The organism is Micromonospora chalcea, assembly GCF_002926165.1.
Classification (GTDB): Bacteria; Actinomycetota; Actinomycetes; order Mycobacteriales; family Micromonosporaceae; genus Micromonospora; species Micromonospora chalcea.
The window spans coordinates 1-14,981 of record NZ_MAGP01000114.1; the positions used below are offsets into that span (position 1 = coordinate 1).

Here is a 14,981-nt window from a genome sequence, read left to right on the forward strand (position 1 = left end):
GGGTGCGGGTGGGGAACTGCGTCGACAGGGCAGGGGCGTGGCTCCACACTGGGCGGGTGGAACATCGCGATCTTGTTCGGGTGAGCAAGCGGCTGTCGCTGGCGTTGCGGCACCGGCCCGACGCGTACGGCCTGCGGCTCGACCGGGCGGGCTGGGTGCCGGTCGCGGACGTGCTCGCCGGGCTGGGGATCAGCCGCGCTCACCTGGACGCCGTGGTCGCGGGCAACGACAAGCAGCGCTTCGCGGTGGAGACCGGCCCGGACGGGGCCGACCGGATCCGCGCCAACCAGGGGCACTCGGTTCCGGTCGACCTCGGCCTCACCCCGGCCGCGCCGCCGCCCCGGCTGTTCCACGGCACCGGCGAGGCCGTGCTGGACGCGATCCGGGCGCAGGGGCTGCGCCGGGGCGGGCGTCACCACGTACACCTGTCACCTGATGTGGCGACGGCCCGGCGCGTCGGCGCGCGCCGGGGCGGCGCGGTGGTGGTGCTGACCGTGGACGCGGCGGCGATGGCCGAGGCGGGGTACCTGTTCTACCGCTCGGCCAACGGGGTGTGGCTCACCGACACGGTGCCGCCGGCCTACCTCGGCACCACCTGAGCGGGCGTCAGCAGGCGGTGACCGGGTGGGCCACCACGGCGTCGAACAGGTACGCGAGGTCGTTCACGGCGGCCCGGTCGGGCTGGACGGCGCCGGTGCAGTCGGTGGCGCGGGCACGCAGCGTGTGCCGGCCCGTGGCCGGCGGGCGCCAGCGGACGGTCCAGCGCTGCCAGGCGCCGCCCCGGTCCGCGGTGACCAGGTCGGCCGGGCGCCACCCGTCGCCGGTGTCCACCTCGACGTGCGCGATCGGGCCGTTGCCGGACCAGGAGCGGCCGGTCAGCAGCACGTCCTCGCCGGACGGCAGCCGGGCGTCCCAGGGCAGCTCGAACGCGCTGCGCACCGGCTGGGCGGTGAGCGCGGTGCCGCCGGCGGGGTGGCCGGGGCCGAACATGCGGTAGAACTGCGTGTTCCACGGCGAGAACAGCGGGGTGGTGGAGACCTCGATCGCGCCCACCCACTTGATCGAGGCGATGCCGACCCAGCCGGGCACCACGACCCGCACCGGGAAGCCGTGGTCGGCTGGGAGCGGCTCGCCGTTCATCTCGTACGCCAGCAGCACGTCGTCGAGCGCCTTCGCGATGGGCATCGGACGGCGTACCCGGCCGAGGTTGACCCCGCCGGAGACGTAGTCCGGGTCGAGGCCCTCGGGCATCACGTCGACCGCCTCGTCGCGCAGCCCGGCCAGGCGCAGCACCGTGCCGAGCCGCACGCCCCGCCAGCGGGCCACGCCGACGCTGCCCAGCCCCCACGCCACGCCCGGGGCGGGGTCGCCCTGCTGCTCGGCGAAGTAGCGGCGCCCGTTGCCGGCGCACTCCAGCAGCGCCGCGTGCTCCTCGGCGGGCAGCCGGCGCAGCTCGTCGAGGTCGAACTCGACCGCGTCGTCCCGGGTCGGCGCGCCGCGCAGCCCGTCGCCGAACAGGCGCAGCCGCCAGGTGGCCGCGTCCAGGTGCGGCGTGACCGTGTGGTTGCGGACGAAGAAGCGGTCGATCGGGACCACGTACTCCTGGCCGGCCATCGACGGCCAGCGCATCTCGGCGTTGGTGTCCAGCGGGCGCAGCAGCTCCGCCGGCAGCGGCTTGACGATCGGCGCGCCGGGGTCGACGCCGACCGGCGCGGACGTCACCGCTACCGGCTCGCGTTCCGCGGCGGCGGCGGTCACCGCGGCCATCGCCGCGCCCACCTCCAGCAGCCGGTCGCGGTCGACGCCCGGCCCGTGCGCCTGCCCGGCGAGCCACTGCCGGCTCCGGTCGGCGTCGTGGACGGCTTCGGCTGAGGACGAGGACTGACTCACGGCTGACCTCCGGGGTGGGCGACGCTGCCTTTCCTATTCAACCAGTAGGACTTCCCGTCGATCCATAGCAGGTCGGCGGCACGGTCACGCCGCGCCGATCAGCGTCACCACCCCGGCCGCCACGAGCACGCCGGCCCAGAGCCGGTCGACGTTGAACCAGGCCCGGCGCAGCACACCGACGCCGAGCACCTCGTACACGGCCACGGCCACGGCCAGCGCGACGCCGAGCATGGCGGCGGTGTGCACGGCCGCCGCGAACAGGCCGGTCAGCGCGCCGGCCGGCGCGGCGGCGAGGTGCCCGGCGTGCGAGCCGGCGCCGACCGCCGGTTCGGCGAGCAGCACCGGCAGCAGCATCAGGCCCGCGCCGTGCGCCGCCGACATCAGGAACGACCAGGCGGTGAGCTGCGCGGCCGACAGCCGCATCCCGGCCCACCGGAAGTGCCGGTCGGACAGCAGCCGCCACAGCCCGAACCCGACCAGCAGCACCCCGCCGGTGACCGCGACCGCAGTGCTCGCCGTCACCGACCGGGTGGCGCTGACCAGCGCGGCGACCACCGCCACCGACGCCAGGTGACCGGCCGCGATCGGCGGCAGCGCCGCCAGCAGCGCCGCCCGGCGGCGCTCCTGCAGGCCCCGGGCCACCGCGAACAGCCAGCCCATCGCCGGGTTCAGGCCGTGGAACGCGCCGAGGCCGGCCAGCGCCGCCCAGGTCGCGCCGGTCACGGGAAGCAGTACGAGTCGGACGACGCGTCGCCGCCCTGCAACCGGGTCTGGTGCACGCGCAGGCCGCGGAACTCCTCCCCGCGCGGGAAGAACCGCGGATCCGGCACGAGGCCGCCGCTGCCCGGGTCGACGTCGAGCTTCGCCACCCAGGCGCCCACCCCGTCGGGGTAGAACTGGTCGTCCCAGGCGCCGTAGAGCGAGTTGCTGACGTAGACGCGGCGGCCGTCGCGGCTGATCTCGACCATCTGCGGGCCGCCGGCCAGCGGCTCGTCCGGGTACGCCGGGTGCGGCGTGCGGTTGACGATGCCGCCCAGGCGCACCGAGCCGACGCGTACCGGGTGGAACGGGTCGCTGACGTCGTAGCGGATCAGCTCTCCGGTGCCCCAGCAGGAGACGTGCAGGAACCTGTCGTCCACTGACAGGTCGATGTCGGTGACCAGCGGCGGCACCGCCCCGAACGGCTTGAGCAGGTCCGGCAGGTCCGCCGGGTCGGCCGGCTCGGCCGGGATGTCGATCACCTTGGTGACCGCCCAGGCGTCGCCGTCGCGGTGCCACAGCCAGATCGAGGCGGACAGGTCCTCGACGCTGATCACCACGCCGACGAAGCCGTACGACTTCGTCGGGTCGTGCGCGGGGCGCAGCTCCAGCGGCATCTGGTACTGGTCGCCGAGGTCGACGCGCTGCACGTGCCGGCGCTTCGCCAGGTCCCAGAAGTGGATCGCGTGCCCGTATTTGCGCCCCAGCAGCAGTTCCCCGACGATGCCGTCCTCGATCATCGACGGCGTGCCCCACTCGCTGGTGACCAGCACGTCCTGCGTGTAGTGCCACCAGAAGTCGTACGCCAGGAACTGCGGCCCCCGGTCGGCCTCCCACGCGCCGCGTACCTCGAAGGTGGTGTGGTCGAGCACGGCGATGCCGCCGGGCCCCTCCTGCCCGTCCGCGCCGCCGAGCGCGGAGACGTAGATGCCGTCCGGCCCGCAGTGCACGGTGTGCGGGCGGGAGTATCCGGCGCGCTTGCCGAGTTCCTCCGGGCCGATTACCTTCACCAGTTCGGGGCGGCGCGGGTCGGGCTTGGTGTCGAGCACGTGGATCCGGGACGAGCGCAGGCCCGGCACGATCAGGTAGCGGCGTTCCACGTGCGGGTGCGGCGCGGTGGGGCAGAGCGCGCTGCTGCACGCGTTCCAGCCGAAGTGGTGCAGCTCGTCGCCGGTGTTCGGCAGCTCGGTCCAGCCCACCACCCGGCCGTACGAGTCGGAGTCCGGGTCGGTGTCGAGCACCGCGATGGCGTCGGGGCGCTGCCCGGCGCGGTCGAACGCGGCGACGTACGCGAGTTTCTCGGCCGGCGCGGTGGCGGCGAGCGCGGGGGAGGGGTAGAAGGTCGGGTCGGGGGTCCAGCGGGTCATCGGTTCTCCCTCGCGGTCAGCCGGCGGGTACGCCGAGGCGGTCGAGCAGGTGGCGGCGCAGCGCGCCGAGGGCCGGGTCGTCGGGGCTCGGGGTGGGGCCGAGGCGTACCGGCACCTCTTCGGCGATCACGCCGTCGTCGAGGAGCAGGACGCGATCGGCGAGCAGCAGCGCCTCCTCCACGTCGTGGGTGACGAGCAGCGCGGCGAAGCCGTGCTGGGCGCGCAGCCGCCGCAGCAGCCCCTGCATGCGCAGCCGGGTCAGCGCGTCCAGCGCGCCGAACGGCTCGTCCAGCAGCAGCAGGTCCGGTTCGCGGACCAGCGCGCGGGCCACCGCGACCCGCTGCGCCTGCCCGCCGGACAGCTCGGCGGGCCAGGCCCGGCCCCGGTCGGCGAGCCCGACCTCGGCCAGCGCGCGGCCGACCCGGTCGTCCACGTCCGGCCCGGTCAGGCCGAGCGCCACGTTGTCCGCCACCCGCTTCCACGGCAGCAGCCGGTGCTCCTGGAACACCACGGCGGCGGTGCCGTGCACCGTGTGCTCGCCGCCCGCGTCGCCGTCGAGCCCGGCGAGCACGCGCAGCAGCGTGCTCTTGCCGGATCCGCTGCCGCCCAGCAGCGCCACCGTCTCCCCGGCGCCGATGATCAGGTCCACCCCGGCCAGCACCACCGCCGGGCCGAAGGACCGGGTCACCGCGCGCGCGGTGAGCAGCGGCCCGGTCAGGTCGCGCGCAGTCCGCGTCGCCACGCCAGCGTCCTCCTCTCCGCGTACCGGATGAGCAGGTCGGAGGCGAGCCCCAGCAGCGCGTAGATGAGCAGGCCGAGCACCACCACGTCGGTCTGGCTGAACTCGCGTGCCTCCATCATCAGGAAGCCGACGCCGGTCTGCGCGTTCACCTGCTCGCCGACGACCAGGCTGAGCCAGGCCGCGCCGATGGCCAGCCGCAGCCCGAGGAACAGCGCCGGCAGCGCGCCGGGCAGCACCACGTGCCGCAGGCGGGCCGCCGCGCCGAGACCGCAGGTGCGCGCCGCCTCGACCAGGCGTTCGTCGATGTCGCGGATGCCGGCGTACGTGTTGAAGTAGATCGGGAAGAACGCGCCGAGCGCGACGAGCGTGACCTTCAGCGACTCGCCGATGCCGACCCAGATGATCAGCAGCGGGACCAGGCCCAGGTGCGGCAGCATCCGGGCCATCTGCACCGGCGGGTCGACCAGGTCGTCACCGAGGCGCAGCAGCCCCGCCGCCGCGCCGAGCACCAGCGCCAGGCCGCCGCCGATGAGCAGGCCGAGCGCGGCGCGGGTGAGCGAGTCGAGCAGGTGCACGCCGAGCGTCCCGTCGCGCGCCAGCCGCCACCCGGTCGCGAGCACCGCGCTGGGCGCGGGCAGCTTCTCCGCGGCGAGCAGGCCGGTGCGCGCGGCGACCTCCCAGGCGAGCACCAGCACGACCGGGCTCACCGCGCGCCGCCACCGCCGCGAGGCGCGGGCCCGGGACCGCCGCGGCGTCGCCCGATCGGGTACGACAGCGGGGATCGCCTCGGCCAGCGCCGGACCGCTCACTGGAACGCCTCGTTGAACCGGCCGTCCACCCGCCCGGCGATGTCGACCGGTCCGGGCACCAGCTTCAGCTCCACGAAGCTGTCCGCGATGGCCTGCAACTCCGCGCCGATCTCCGGGGTGACCGGGGCGAGCGGCTTGGCGCTGCGGGCCAGCGCCCGGGTGGTCACGTCGAGCGGGATCTTCAGCTCCGGGGCGAGGACGGCGGCCCGCTCGGTCGGGTGGGCGATGCCCCAGTCGGTGGTCTGCCGGTACGTGTCCAGGAACGCGCGTACGTCGGCGGTGCGGTTCTTCACCGCGTCCGGCGCGGCCAGCACGTACTCGCGGTTGCCGGCCAGGCCGGTGGCGTCGGCGAGCACCCGCACGCCGGGCTGCTCGGCCAGCGCGAAGTAGGGATCCCAGATGATCCAGGCGTCGACCTGCCCGTTGTCGAACGCGGGCCGCCCCTCGGCGGGCTTGAGGTACTTCACCTTGATGTCGGCGAGCGTCATCCGGTTCGCCTCCAGCAGCTTGACCAGCAGCCAGTGCACGTTGGAGCCCTTGTTCAGCGCGACCGTCTTCCCGCGCAGGTCGGCGAATCCACGATACGGGCTGCCCGCCTTGACCAGAACCGCCTCGCCCTGCGGGATCGGCTGGGACGTGCCGACCACGGAGAACGGGATCTTGCCGGCGGCGGCGAACACGGGTGGGGCCTCGCCGACCTGACCGATGTCGATCGAGCCGGCCTTGAGCGCCTCGGTCAGCGCCGGGCCGCTCTCGAACAGCGACCAGGTGACGTTCTTCGCGTCGCCGCGCGCCTTGACCAGGCTGAGCCCGCCGAAGCGCTGGTAGCCGATCCGCAGCGGGCCGTCACTGCCGCCGCCGCTGGCGTCGGCCGCCTCGCCGCCGCAGGCCGCCAGCGCCGTCGCGGCCAGCAGCGCGAGGGTGGTGAGCAGCGCGGCCACCGGCCGGCGGCGGGTTCTGGGGGTACGCATGGCGACTCCTCGGGGAGGGAAGGGCCCGGCATCGACGGGCGACAGCAACCTACCAACCCGATAGGTTTTATGGGTAGTCTGTCGGAGTGGTCGTCCCACCACTCAGGAGACGGCCCGTCCGACGCGCACCGGAGGCCCCCATGTCGCTCACCTTCCACTGGTTCCTGCCGACCTACGGCGACAGCCGGGACATCGTGGGCGGCGGACACGGCGTACCGGTCGGCACGGCGGGTGGCGCGCGACCGGCCAGCGTGGCGTACCTGGGGCAGATCGCCCGCACCGCCGAACAGCTCGGTTTCGCCGGCGCGCTCACCCCCACCGGCGCCTGGTGCGAGGACGCCTGGCTGACCACCGCCATGCTCACCGAGGTCACCGAGCGGCTGAAGTTCCTCGTCGCGTTCCGGCCCGGCCTGCTCTCACCCACCCTCGCCGCGCAGATGGCGTCCACGTTCCAGCGCCTGTCCGGCGGGCGGCTGCTACTGAACGTGGTCACCGGCGGCGAGTCGGCCGAGCAGCGCGCGTACGGCGACTTCCTGGACAAGGACGCCCGCTACGCGCGTACCGACGAGTTCCTGCACGTGGTGCGGGCGCTGTGGCGCGGCGAGACGGTCGACCACGACGGCGCCCACGTGCGGGTCGAGGGCGCCCGGCTCGGCCGGGTGCCCGACCCGGTGCCGCCGGTCTACTTCGGCGGGTCGTCCGGCGCGGCCGGACCGGTGGCCGTCCGGCACAGCGACGTGTACCTGACCTGGGGCGAACCGCCCGCGCAGGTGGCCGGCAAGCTGGACTGGATCCGCGGGCTCGCCGCCGGGGCCGGGCGCGAGCTGCGGTACGGCATCCGGCTGCACGTGATCAGCCGGGACACCGCCGAGGAGGCCTGGGCCCAGGCCCGCAAGCTGCTCGACGGCATCCCCGAGGCTGACGTGCGCGCCGTGCAGGAAGGGCTGCGGCGCAGCGAGTCCGAGGGGCAGCGGCGGATGCTCGACCTGCACGGCGGCTCCCGCGACGGGCTGGAGGTCTCGCCGAACCTGTGGGCCGGATTCGGGCTGGTACGCGGCGGCGCGGGCACCGCACTCGTCGGCAGCCACACCGAGGTCGCCGACCGGATCGCTGAGTACCACGCGCTCGGCCTGGACGAGTTCATCCTCTCCGGTCACCCGCACCTGGAGGAGGCGTACTGGTTCGGCGAGGGCGTGCTGCCGATCCTGCGGCGGCGCGGGCTGTGGCGGCACCCGGCCGGCGAGCCGGAGATCGAGGCGCCGGCCGCCGTGCCGTTCTCACCCCAGCCGGTTCCGGCCCGCGGCTGACCGCTAGGTCAGATCGGGCGTTGCCCGGTGAGGAAATCGGCGAGCACCCGGGTGTGCGTGGAGAAGGCCAGCTCGACCGGATCGGTGAGCACCAGCCACTCGGTGGCCTCCTCGGTCGACGCCGACGGCGGCAGGTCACCGATAGCCCGCTCGGGCAGCACCCCGAAGACCATCATGGTGCCGCCAGCCGGAGCGCCGTGCACCGCGAACAGCCGCGCCTCGCCGGCCTCGGCCAGCAGCCCGGTCTCCTCGCGCAGCTCCCGCACGAGCGCCTCGGACCACTCCTCGCCGTACTCGACGAAGCCACCCGGGAGCGCCAGCAGCCCCCGGGCCGGTTCGATGTCGCGGCGCACCACGACCACGCCGAGCCCCCGCGGCGTGCGGACCGGCAGCACCGCCACCGCCACCGGCAGCGGATTGCGCCACACCGTCTCGCCGCACGAGGAACAGACCCGCGGCCACCCGGCGCCCGCCGGGTAGGCCGCGCCGCAGAAGGAGCAGTGCGAGTACGGGGTCACGCCGCAGCACGTTACCCGCCCCTGCCGCCCGAGGTCAGACGTCACCCCCTCTGGCCGGCGAGCTGGGCGCGCGCCTCCATCAGGGCGAAGCCGAGCAGGTTGTCGCCCCGCCAGGTCGCCGGGACGCCGGCGCGCGGGTCGTCGGCGGTCAGGCCGATGCCCCAGACCCGGTCCGTCGGGCTGGCCTCGACGAGCACCCGGTCGCCGGTGCCGAGCAGGAACCGCCGCAACGGCTCGTGCTGGGCGAACTTGGCCACGCTGCCGGCCACCACGATCTCGTAGCGGCGGGCCGCCCAGGTCGCCTCGTCGAAGTCGCGCACCTGCCGGCCGAGCGCCTTGGCCCGGTGCGGGTGCCCGGCGGCCAGCACCCGCTCGGCGACCGCCAGGTCACCGAAGAGGGTGGCCTTGTGCCACATCATCCAGTGCTCGGCGGTGGCGAACTCCCGGCCGTCCACTGTGAACGCCGCCGGCCACCACTGGCTCAGGCAACCGGCGCCGACACCGCCGTCGCGCTGCGGCCGGTGCCCCCAGAAGCGCAGATACTTGAACGTCGCGCCGGTGTCGAGCGCGGCGGTCAGGTCGGCGACGGAACGGATCGGCATGCCCCGCAGTCTGCCCCACCCCACTGACATCCCACCGCCGCTTTTCGCCCCTGCAACGATCACCCGCATCTCCGCCGGGACAACGACGGATGTCCAGCTTGGAGAGGCCTGCTCCACATCAAAGATGCAAAGAGATCTTGAAAGGAAAAGGCTCCTATGGCGACCCTTTCCTTCCAAGATCTCGAAGAGCTCGACCGAACCCGCCGATCTTGCGATTTGGTGCCCCGCAAACTCCGTCAAACGGACATTCCGAGGGCCCAAACCGCAAGATCGACGAGGAGAGAGGGGGGTCAGGGCGTGGGGTCGCCTGTGTAGAACGCGTTGACGCGCTCGCCCGCGCCTTGTGCCTACTCGGCGGGGGTGCCTGCTTCGATGCTTGCCGTTGTCCAGCTCCTGCTGGACTCGGTGACGAAACGGAGGCCCTCGGGTGAGGCCATCCACTCGGCTGCGGCGGCCGGGTCGACGCCCGTGCCGTCGGCTGCGAAGTGGGAGGCCAGCCCGACCAGCGCCAGGTCCCAGCCGATGCCGACCGCGCCCGGGCCGTACTCGGCCCACCGCTGGTCGTCGACGTGCGCGACGTGTTCCAGCTCGAAGCGGGTACGCCCGGGGCCGGCCTCGCGCAGCCGCACCTCGATCCAGCTCACCTCGTCGCCGAACTCCCAGGTGGCGGCGAAGCCGTGCGGCGGGTCGCAGCGTTCGACGGTGCCACCGGCGTTGCCCTCCAGCTGGTAGCGGCCGCCGAGGCTCAGGTCGCCGGAGACGGGCAGGAACCAGCGCGGTATCCGTTCCGGGTTGGTGCAGGCGTCGAAGACGTCGTCCACCGGCGCGTCGTACGTCTGGGCGATGGTGAGCACCCGCGCCTGCCCGGCGGGGAGCGTGCGGTCGCCGATGCGGCGCTCGACGGCGCTGATCTGTCCGGTCACGTCGATCATGGGTCGGTCCTCTCGTCGTCGGTGTCGTCTGCGCGCAGCCGTCGTTCGCGGCGGCCCCGGGCCAGCTCGGTGGCGAGCGCGGCCAGTGGCGGCGTCCAGAAGCGGCGGAACCCGTCCAGCCACGCGTCGATCTCGCGCAGCGGGCCGGGGTCCACGGCGTAGAGCCGGCGGGTGCCGTCGGCGCGCACCGTGGTGAAGCCGTGTTCGCGCAGCACCTTGAGGTGCTGCGAGACGGCGGGCTGGCTGATGCCGAACTCGCGCCGCACGGTCTCACCGAGCGCCCCGGCGGGCTGCTCACCGTCGGCGAGCAGCTCCAGGATCCGGCGGCGGACCGGGTCGCCGAGGACGTCGAAGGCGTGCACGACACCTTTGTATCAGACGCGGCTTATATAAGCGAGCACTGACGCGCTGCGGGACGCCCGTCGCACCCGGGCGTCCCGCGTACCCCCGTGGTCAGCCGCCGAGACGGGCGGCGACGGTACGGCGCAGCTCCGGCAGGCGGTCGTGCAGCAGGCCCGGGCACTGCGTGTCGTTGAAGTCCTTGTGCCCGTAGATCTCGGTGGGCGCGATGCCGTACTGCTGGCAGGTGAACGCGCAGAACGTCACCAGGCTGTTCCAGAGCGCCTGCGGCGGCTGCACATCCAGGTAGATGCCGTCGTTCTCGATGCCGATGGCCTGGCTGTTCTGCCCGACGCAGTGCGCGCCCTGCACCATGGTCTGGCCGTGCAGCAGCGCGTAGAGGCTGCCGTGGCGGCCCTCGGTCAGGTAGCCGCCCCGGCTGTTGGTGAAGTGCTGCCCGGAGTCGAGCCAGCCGTTGCTGTCCATGTGCAGGTCCTGGATGTCGCGGGAGTTCCGGTACGCCTGGGCGAGGCTGTAGTCGGTGGTGTTCGGGAACGCGGTGTGGTGCACGATGATCTTGTTGGGTCGGCTGGACACCACGCTCACCGGCGACGAGGGCGGGCGGGCGCCCCAGGTCGCGCAGTTGGCGATGGTCGGCTGGTCGACCCGGGTGGCAACGGCCCGCGCGTCGGGGCCGGAGCCGATCTGGGTCAGCGCGCCGACGCCGGCGGCGGCGCCGAGCAGGACCGCGCCGCGCAGCACGGTCCGCCGGTGGACGGGAACAGACATCGCAGCCTCCTCGTGGGGTGAGGTACGGCCGGGCGTGGCGGGACCGGCACCGCCCGCCACGCCCGGGCCGGGGTCAGCAGGGTCCGTTGCAGGCCAGCACGCGCAGCCGGTCCAGCGAGCCGTTCCACACGTTCTGGTCACCGGGGAAGACCCCGGAGGAGGACCACTGCCAGAACGAGTACGTGCCCCAGCCGGCCGGCAGCGTGCCGACGCTGCTTGCGTAGCGGGCGATCCACAGTGGGTTGTTGGCCGCGAACTGCGAGGTGTTGCCGGTGCAGGTGCTCCACCAGTCGGTGGTGGTGTAGATGGTGGCCCACCGTCCGGTGCGGGCGTAGTACTGGTTGACGAACGAGGCGATCCAGCTGCGCATCGACGCCTGGCTCAGGCCGTAGCAGGTCGCGCCGTACGGGTTGTACTCGATGTCCAGCGCGCCGGGCAGCGTCCGCCCGTCCTTGGACCAGCCGCCGCCGTGGTCGACGAAGTAGTTGGCCTGGGTGGCGCCGCTGGTGGTGTCGGGGCGGGCGAAGTGGTACGAGCCGCGGATCATCCCGACGTTGTACGAGCCGTTGTACTGCTGGGCGAAGTACGGGTTGGTGTAGTACGTGCCCTCGGTCGCCTTGACGTAGGCGAACCGGGCGCCGTTGGCCCACGCCCCGGACCAGTTCACGTTGCCCTGGTAGCTGGACACGTCCATGCCGGGTAGTCCGGCCGGGGCGGCGGAGGCGGGTGCCGCTGCGGACAGGACCGCGGCGGCGACGGTGACGGTGGCGAGCAGCGCGGCTCCGGCCGCGCGCAGCGCCGATCGGATCGAACTGTGCATCTGTCCTCCCTGGGGGTTGCCGCGCTCCGGCGGCGGGAGTATGACGAAAGGAACTGTCGTCATTAGTGCACAGGGCGGAGAAACTTTTCAATAGAACGCATCGAAGAATCTCACTGAATTGGGTGCTCAGCCGAGCTGGGCGAGCGCCTCGGCGGCGGCGCGCTCGCCGGCGGTCACCGCGCCCTCCAGGTAGCCGCTCCACCGGGTCGCGGTCTCCGTGCCGGCCCAGTGCACCCGGCCCACCGGCGTGCGCAGTTCCGGGCCGTACGCGCACCACGCGCCGGTCGGCAGGACACCGCAGAAGCAGCCGCGCGTCCACTCGTCGGCAGACCAGTCGTACTCGACGAGGTCGTCGGGGCGCGCGGCGGCCGGGCCGAAGATCGCGGCGAGCGCCTCGCACAGCGCGTCCCGGCGCGCGCCCAGCGGCTGCCGGCGCAGCGCCCGGGCCTGCGCGCCGTAGCTGAACGCGGTGAGGATCCCACCGGGTATGTCCGGCAGCGAGTTGTCCACCGTCTCGGTGAGCGGCCCGGTGTCGGTGCTGGACACGCCGGAGCGGCCGTCGGCCCGCCAGAACGGCTCCGGATAGAGCGCGTGGACCTTGAGCGCCGCGCCCATCGGCATCCGCTGGGTCAGCCCGTCGCGCAGCGGCGGCAGCGGCGGGTCGTACCGGATGCGCCCGGCCAGCGTCGGCGCCAGCGCGACCACCACCGCGTCGCCGCGGTACGTCTCGCCGCCGCAGCGCACCCGCACCCCGTCGCGGTCCTGCGCGACGCCGTCCACCGGGGCGCGCAGGCGCAGGCTCCCCGGAGGCAGCGCGGCGGCCATCCGCTCGGCCAGCGCGGCCGGGCCGCCGGCGATCCGGTCCTGCTGGGCGCCACCCGCCATGCGCAGCAGCGACCGGGTGCCGCCGCCGCTGCGCAGGTAGAACAGCATGTGCAGCAGCGAGACCTCGTCCGGCGAGGCGGCCAGCAGGCCACCGGCGAGCATCCGGCCCGCGTACCCGGCGGTGACCGGGTCGGCCCCGCTCGCGTCGAGCCAGCCGCCGAACGTGACCCGGTCCCACAGTGCCGCCCCGTCCGCCCGCCACGGCGCGGCCGGGTCGAGCCCGGCCGCCATCTCGTCGAGCGTGCCCAGCAGCGCGGACAGCCCCGGCGATTCCCCGGTGGCCGGACGTCCGCCGAGCAGCAGCGTCGCCGCGCCGCGCGCGGGGGAGGGGAACGTGGCCAGGCCGTACGCGGCGGCGAGCGCGTACATCCGGTCCTGGGTGGGGCCGATCCACTGCGCGCCGAGATCGAGCCAGCCGCCGCCTGGTAGCGGTCGGCTGAGCGTGCGGCCGCCCACCCGGTCCCGGGCCTCCAGCACCCGCACCTGCGCGCCCGCGGCGTCCAGCGCGAGCGCGCAGGCCAGACCGGAGAACCCGGCGCCCACGACGACGACCCGGTGGCGGCGCACGCGGCGGCGTACCCCGCTCCCGGCCGGATTCACCCGGCCCGGCGTGTCGAAACCGGCGCCAGCCGTTCGTGTGGAGGGTGAAGGGGCGGCGCGGGGCCGTCCGGTGACGAGGAGAAGCCGATGAAGCAGTACCTGATCAGCATGTACCAGCCGGCCGGCCAGGGACGCCCGGACCCGGAGTTCCTGGCCGGGGTGATGCGCGAGGTCGAGGCCATCGGCCGGGACCTGCGGGAGGCGGGGTGCTGGGTGTTCGGCAACGGCCTGCACGACCCGCAGACCGCCACCGTGCTGCGCCCGGCCGGTGACGAGGTGCTGGTCACCGACGGGCCGTTCGCCGAGGGCAAGGAGTACCTGGGCGGCGTCACCATCATCCGGGCGCCCGACCTGGACGCCGCGCTGGACTGGGGCCGCCGGTACGCGCTGGCGACCACGCTGCCGATCGAGGTCCGCCCGTTCCAGGGCGAGGGATGACCGACGTCGAACGGGTCTTCCGGGCCGAGTACGGCCGCGCGGTAGCCGTCCTGGTCCGTCTCCTCGGCGACATCGACCTCGCCGAGGAGGCGGTCCAGGAGGCGTTCGCGATCGCGGTGACGCGCTGGGCCGCCGACGGGCCGCCGCCCAGCCCGGCCGGCTGGATCATCACCACCGCCCGGAACCGGGCGATCGACAGGTTGCGCCGCGAGGCCACCCGGACTGCCCGGCACGCCGAGGCCGCCCTGCTGCACGCCGCCGACCCGCCCGCCGAGGAGGGGCCCGTGCCCGACGACCGCCTGCGCCTGATCTTCACCTGCTGCCACCCGGCGCTCGCCGCGCCCGCCCGGGTGGCGTTGACGCTGCGCCTGCTCGGCGGCCTGAGCACCGCCGAGATCGCGCGCGCCTTCCTGGTGCCGGAGCGGACGATGGCCCAGCGCCTGGTCCGGGCCAAGACGAAGATCCGCGACGCCGGTATCCCGTACCGGGTGCCGCGCGACGCGGACCTGCCGGACCGGCTGCGCGGGGTCCTCGCGGTGGTCTACCTGATCTTCAACGAGGGGCACACGGCCAGCGCGGGGGAGCGGCTGGGCCGTGCCGAGCTGGGCGCCGAGGCGATCCGGCTGGGCCGGCTGCTGGTGACGCTGATGCCGGACGAGCCGGAGGCGCTCGGCCTGCTCGCGCTGATGCTGCTCACCGAGGCGCGCCGGGACGCCCGGACCGGGCCGGACGGGGCGCCGGTGTCGCTGTCCGAGCAGGACCGTGGCCGGTGGGACCGGGAGCTGATCGCCGAGGGCCAGGATCTGGTCCGCCGGTGCCTGCGGCGGGGCCGGCCCGGCCCGTACCAGCTCCAGGCCGCGATCGGCGCGGTGCACGCGGACGCGCCGACCGCCGCCGCGACCGACTGGGGACAGATCCTCGCGCTCTACGACCAGTTGGCGGCCGTCGCGCCGGGACCGGTGGTGGCGCTGAACCGGGCGGTCGCGCTGGCCGAGGTACGCGGACCGGCGGCCGCTCTGGCCGAAGTGGACCGGCTGGACCTGACCGGATACCACGTGTGGCACGCGATCCGGGCCGACCTGTTGCGCCGCCTCGACCGTCCGGCGCAGGCCCGGATCGCGTACGACGCGGCGATCGCCGGCACCGGCAACGCGGCGGAGCAGACGTTCCTGCGCCGCGCCCGCGACCGGATGGCGGGATGATCACACCGACA

17 protein-coding genes are annotated in these 14,981 nt (G+C 74.2%); 4 read left to right on the plus strand and 13 right to left on the minus strand.

The window, feature by feature from the left end; translation table 11 throughout:
- Nucleotides 1-56 precede the first annotated feature (56 nt).
- On the plus strand, nucleotides 57-599 hold the full coding sequence (locus BAW75_RS16050; RefSeq protein WP_104114078.1) for an RNA 2'-phosphotransferase: 543 nt from the start codon (nucleotides 57-59) through the stop codon (nucleotides 597-599).
- A gap of 7 nt (nucleotides 600-606) precedes the next feature.
- Here the strand turns inward: BAW75_RS16050 and BAW75_RS16055 are convergent, their stop codons facing one another.
- From BAW75_RS16055 to BAW75_RS16080, 6 genes are all read right to left on the minus strand, one after another.
- On the minus strand, nucleotides 607-1,890 hold the full coding sequence (locus BAW75_RS16055) for a sulfite oxidase (protein ID WP_104114079.1): 1,284 nt from the start codon (nucleotides 1,888-1,890) through the stop codon (nucleotides 607-609).
- An 84-nt stretch (nucleotides 1,891-1,974) separates the two neighbouring features.
- Nucleotides 1,975-2,613 (minus strand): hypothetical protein, encoded by a 639-nt coding sequence (locus tag BAW75_RS16060; RefSeq protein ID WP_104114080.1) that lies wholly within the window; start codon nucleotides 2,611-2,613, stop codon nucleotides 1,975-1,977.
- Nucleotides 2,610-4,016 (minus strand): selenium-binding family protein, encoded by a 1,407-nt coding sequence (locus BAW75_RS16065; protein WP_104114081.1) that lies wholly within the window; start codon nucleotides 4,014-4,016, stop codon nucleotides 2,610-2,612. Before BAW75_RS16065 ends, BAW75_RS16060 begins: the two co-directional genes overlap by 4 nt.
- Nucleotides 4,017-4,032: 16 nt before the next feature.
- Nucleotides 4,033-4,758: an ABC transporter ATP-binding protein gene (locus BAW75_RS16070; RefSeq protein WP_104114082.1), complete on the minus strand. Its 726-nt coding sequence runs from the start codon at nucleotides 4,756-4,758 to the stop codon at nucleotides 4,033-4,035.
- Nucleotides 4,731-5,567, minus strand: coding sequence for an ABC transporter permease (locus BAW75_RS16075; protein ID WP_104114083.1), 837 nt, complete (start codon nucleotides 5,565-5,567; stop codon nucleotides 4,731-4,733). Before BAW75_RS16075 ends, BAW75_RS16070 begins: the two co-directional genes overlap by 28 nt.
- Nucleotides 5,564-6,538, minus strand: a complete 975-nt coding sequence (locus BAW75_RS16080; protein WP_104114084.1) for a sulfonate ABC transporter substrate-binding protein — start codon at nucleotides 6,536-6,538, stop codon at nucleotides 5,564-5,566. The genes BAW75_RS16075 and BAW75_RS16080 overlap by 4 nt, the downstream gene beginning before the upstream one ends.
- Before the next feature lie 140 nt (nucleotides 6,539-6,678).
- On the opposite strand from BAW75_RS16080, the gene BAW75_RS16085 reads away from it, so the two are divergent.
- The gene (locus BAW75_RS16085) at nucleotides 6,679-7,845 is read left to right on the plus strand and encodes an LLM class flavin-dependent oxidoreductase (RefSeq protein ID WP_104114085.1); all 1,167 of its coding nucleotides are present in this window, start codon (nucleotides 6,679-6,681) and stop codon (nucleotides 7,843-7,845) included.
- A gap of 8 nt (nucleotides 7,846-7,853) precedes the next feature.
- Here the strand turns inward: BAW75_RS16085 and BAW75_RS16090 are convergent, their stop codons facing one another.
- From BAW75_RS16090 to BAW75_RS16120, 7 genes are all read right to left on the minus strand, one after another.
- A complete protein-coding gene (locus tag BAW75_RS16090) occupies nucleotides 7,854-8,363 on the minus strand; it encodes an NUDIX domain-containing protein (RefSeq protein WP_104114086.1) in 510 nt (169 codons plus the stop codon).
- 41 nt (nucleotides 8,364-8,404) lie between these two features.
- Nucleotides 8,405-8,995, minus strand: a complete 591-nt coding sequence (locus tag BAW75_RS16095) for an NADAR family protein (RefSeq protein WP_104114087.1) — start codon at nucleotides 8,993-8,995, stop codon at nucleotides 8,405-8,407.
- A gap of 317 nt (nucleotides 8,996-9,312) precedes the next feature.
- On the minus strand, nucleotides 9,313-9,897 hold the full coding sequence (locus BAW75_RS16100) for an SRPBCC family protein (RefSeq protein WP_104114088.1): 585 nt from the start codon (nucleotides 9,895-9,897) through the stop codon (nucleotides 9,313-9,315).
- Nucleotides 9,894-10,259 carry an ArsR/SmtB family transcription factor gene (locus BAW75_RS16105; RefSeq protein ID WP_104114089.1) on the minus strand — a complete coding sequence of 122 codons (366 nt, stop codon included), beginning with the start codon at nucleotides 10,257-10,259 and terminating at the stop codon, nucleotides 9,894-9,896. The genes BAW75_RS16100 and BAW75_RS16105 overlap by 4 nt, the downstream gene beginning before the upstream one ends.
- A 91-nt stretch (nucleotides 10,260-10,350) precedes the next feature.
- A complete protein-coding gene (locus BAW75_RS16110) occupies nucleotides 10,351-11,025 on the minus strand; it encodes a peptidoglycan recognition protein family protein (protein WP_104114090.1) in 675 nt (224 codons plus the stop codon).
- Between the two features lie 73 nt (nucleotides 11,026-11,098).
- Nucleotides 11,099-11,845 carry a lysozyme gene (locus tag BAW75_RS16115; protein WP_104114091.1) on the minus strand — a complete coding sequence of 249 codons (747 nt, stop codon included), beginning with the start codon at nucleotides 11,843-11,845 and terminating at the stop codon, nucleotides 11,099-11,101.
- 126 nt (nucleotides 11,846-11,971) lie between these two features.
- On the minus strand, nucleotides 11,972-13,459 hold the full coding sequence (locus BAW75_RS16120) for a flavin monoamine oxidase family protein (RefSeq protein ID WP_244206138.1): 1,488 nt from the start codon (nucleotides 13,457-13,459) through the stop codon (nucleotides 11,972-11,974).
- On the opposite strand from BAW75_RS16120, the gene BAW75_RS16125 reads away from it, so the two are divergent.
- Nucleotides 13,418-13,768: a YciI family protein gene (locus BAW75_RS16125; RefSeq protein WP_064445706.1), complete on the plus strand. Its 351-nt coding sequence runs from the start codon at nucleotides 13,418-13,420 to the stop codon at nucleotides 13,766-13,768. The genes BAW75_RS16120 and BAW75_RS16125 overlap by 42 nt on opposite strands.
- Nucleotides 13,765-14,970 (plus strand): RNA polymerase sigma factor, encoded by a 1,206-nt coding sequence (locus BAW75_RS16130; protein WP_104114092.1) that lies wholly within the window; start codon nucleotides 13,765-13,767, stop codon nucleotides 14,968-14,970. The genes BAW75_RS16125 and BAW75_RS16130 overlap by 4 nt, the downstream gene beginning before the upstream one ends.
- The last annotated feature ends 11 nt before the right edge of the window (nucleotides 14,971-14,981 follow it).

What these genes read in the sequence shown, in the direction of transcription:
- BAW75_RS16115 (WP_104114091.1), bottom strand. Translation starts at nt 11,845, where the DNA reads ATGCACAGTTCGATCCGATCGGCGCTGCGCGCGGCCGGAGCCGCGCTG.
- BAW75_RS16095 (WP_104114087.1), bottom strand. Translation starts at nt 8,995, where the DNA reads ATGTCAGTGGGGTGGGGCAGACTGCGGGGCATGCCGATCCGTTCCGTC.
- BAW75_RS16065 (WP_104114081.1), bottom strand. Translation starts at nt 4,016, where the DNA reads ATGACCCGCTGGACCCCCGACCCGACCTTCTACCCCTCCCCCGCGCTC.
- BAW75_RS16085 (WP_104114085.1), top strand. Translation starts at nt 6,679, where the DNA reads ATGTCGCTCACCTTCCACTGGTTCCTGCCGACCTACGGCGACAGCCGG.
- BAW75_RS16080 (WP_104114084.1), bottom strand. Translation starts at nt 6,538, where the DNA reads ATGCGTACCCCCAGAACCCGCCGCCGGCCGGTGGCCGCGCTGCTCACC.
- BAW75_RS16100 (WP_104114088.1), bottom strand. Translation starts at nt 9,897, where the DNA reads ATGATCGACGTGACCGGACAGATCAGCGCCGTCGAGCGCCGCATCGGC.
- BAW75_RS16110 (WP_104114090.1), bottom strand. Translation starts at nt 11,025, where the DNA reads ATGTCTGTTCCCGTCCACCGGCGGACCGTGCTGCGCGGCGCGGTCCTG.
- BAW75_RS16130 (WP_104114092.1), top strand. Translation starts at nt 13,765, where the DNA reads ATGACCGACGTCGAACGGGTCTTCCGGGCCGAGTACGGCCGCGCGGTA.
- BAW75_RS16125 (WP_064445706.1), top strand. Translation starts at nt 13,418, where the DNA reads ATGAAGCAGTACCTGATCAGCATGTACCAGCCGGCCGGCCAGGGACGC.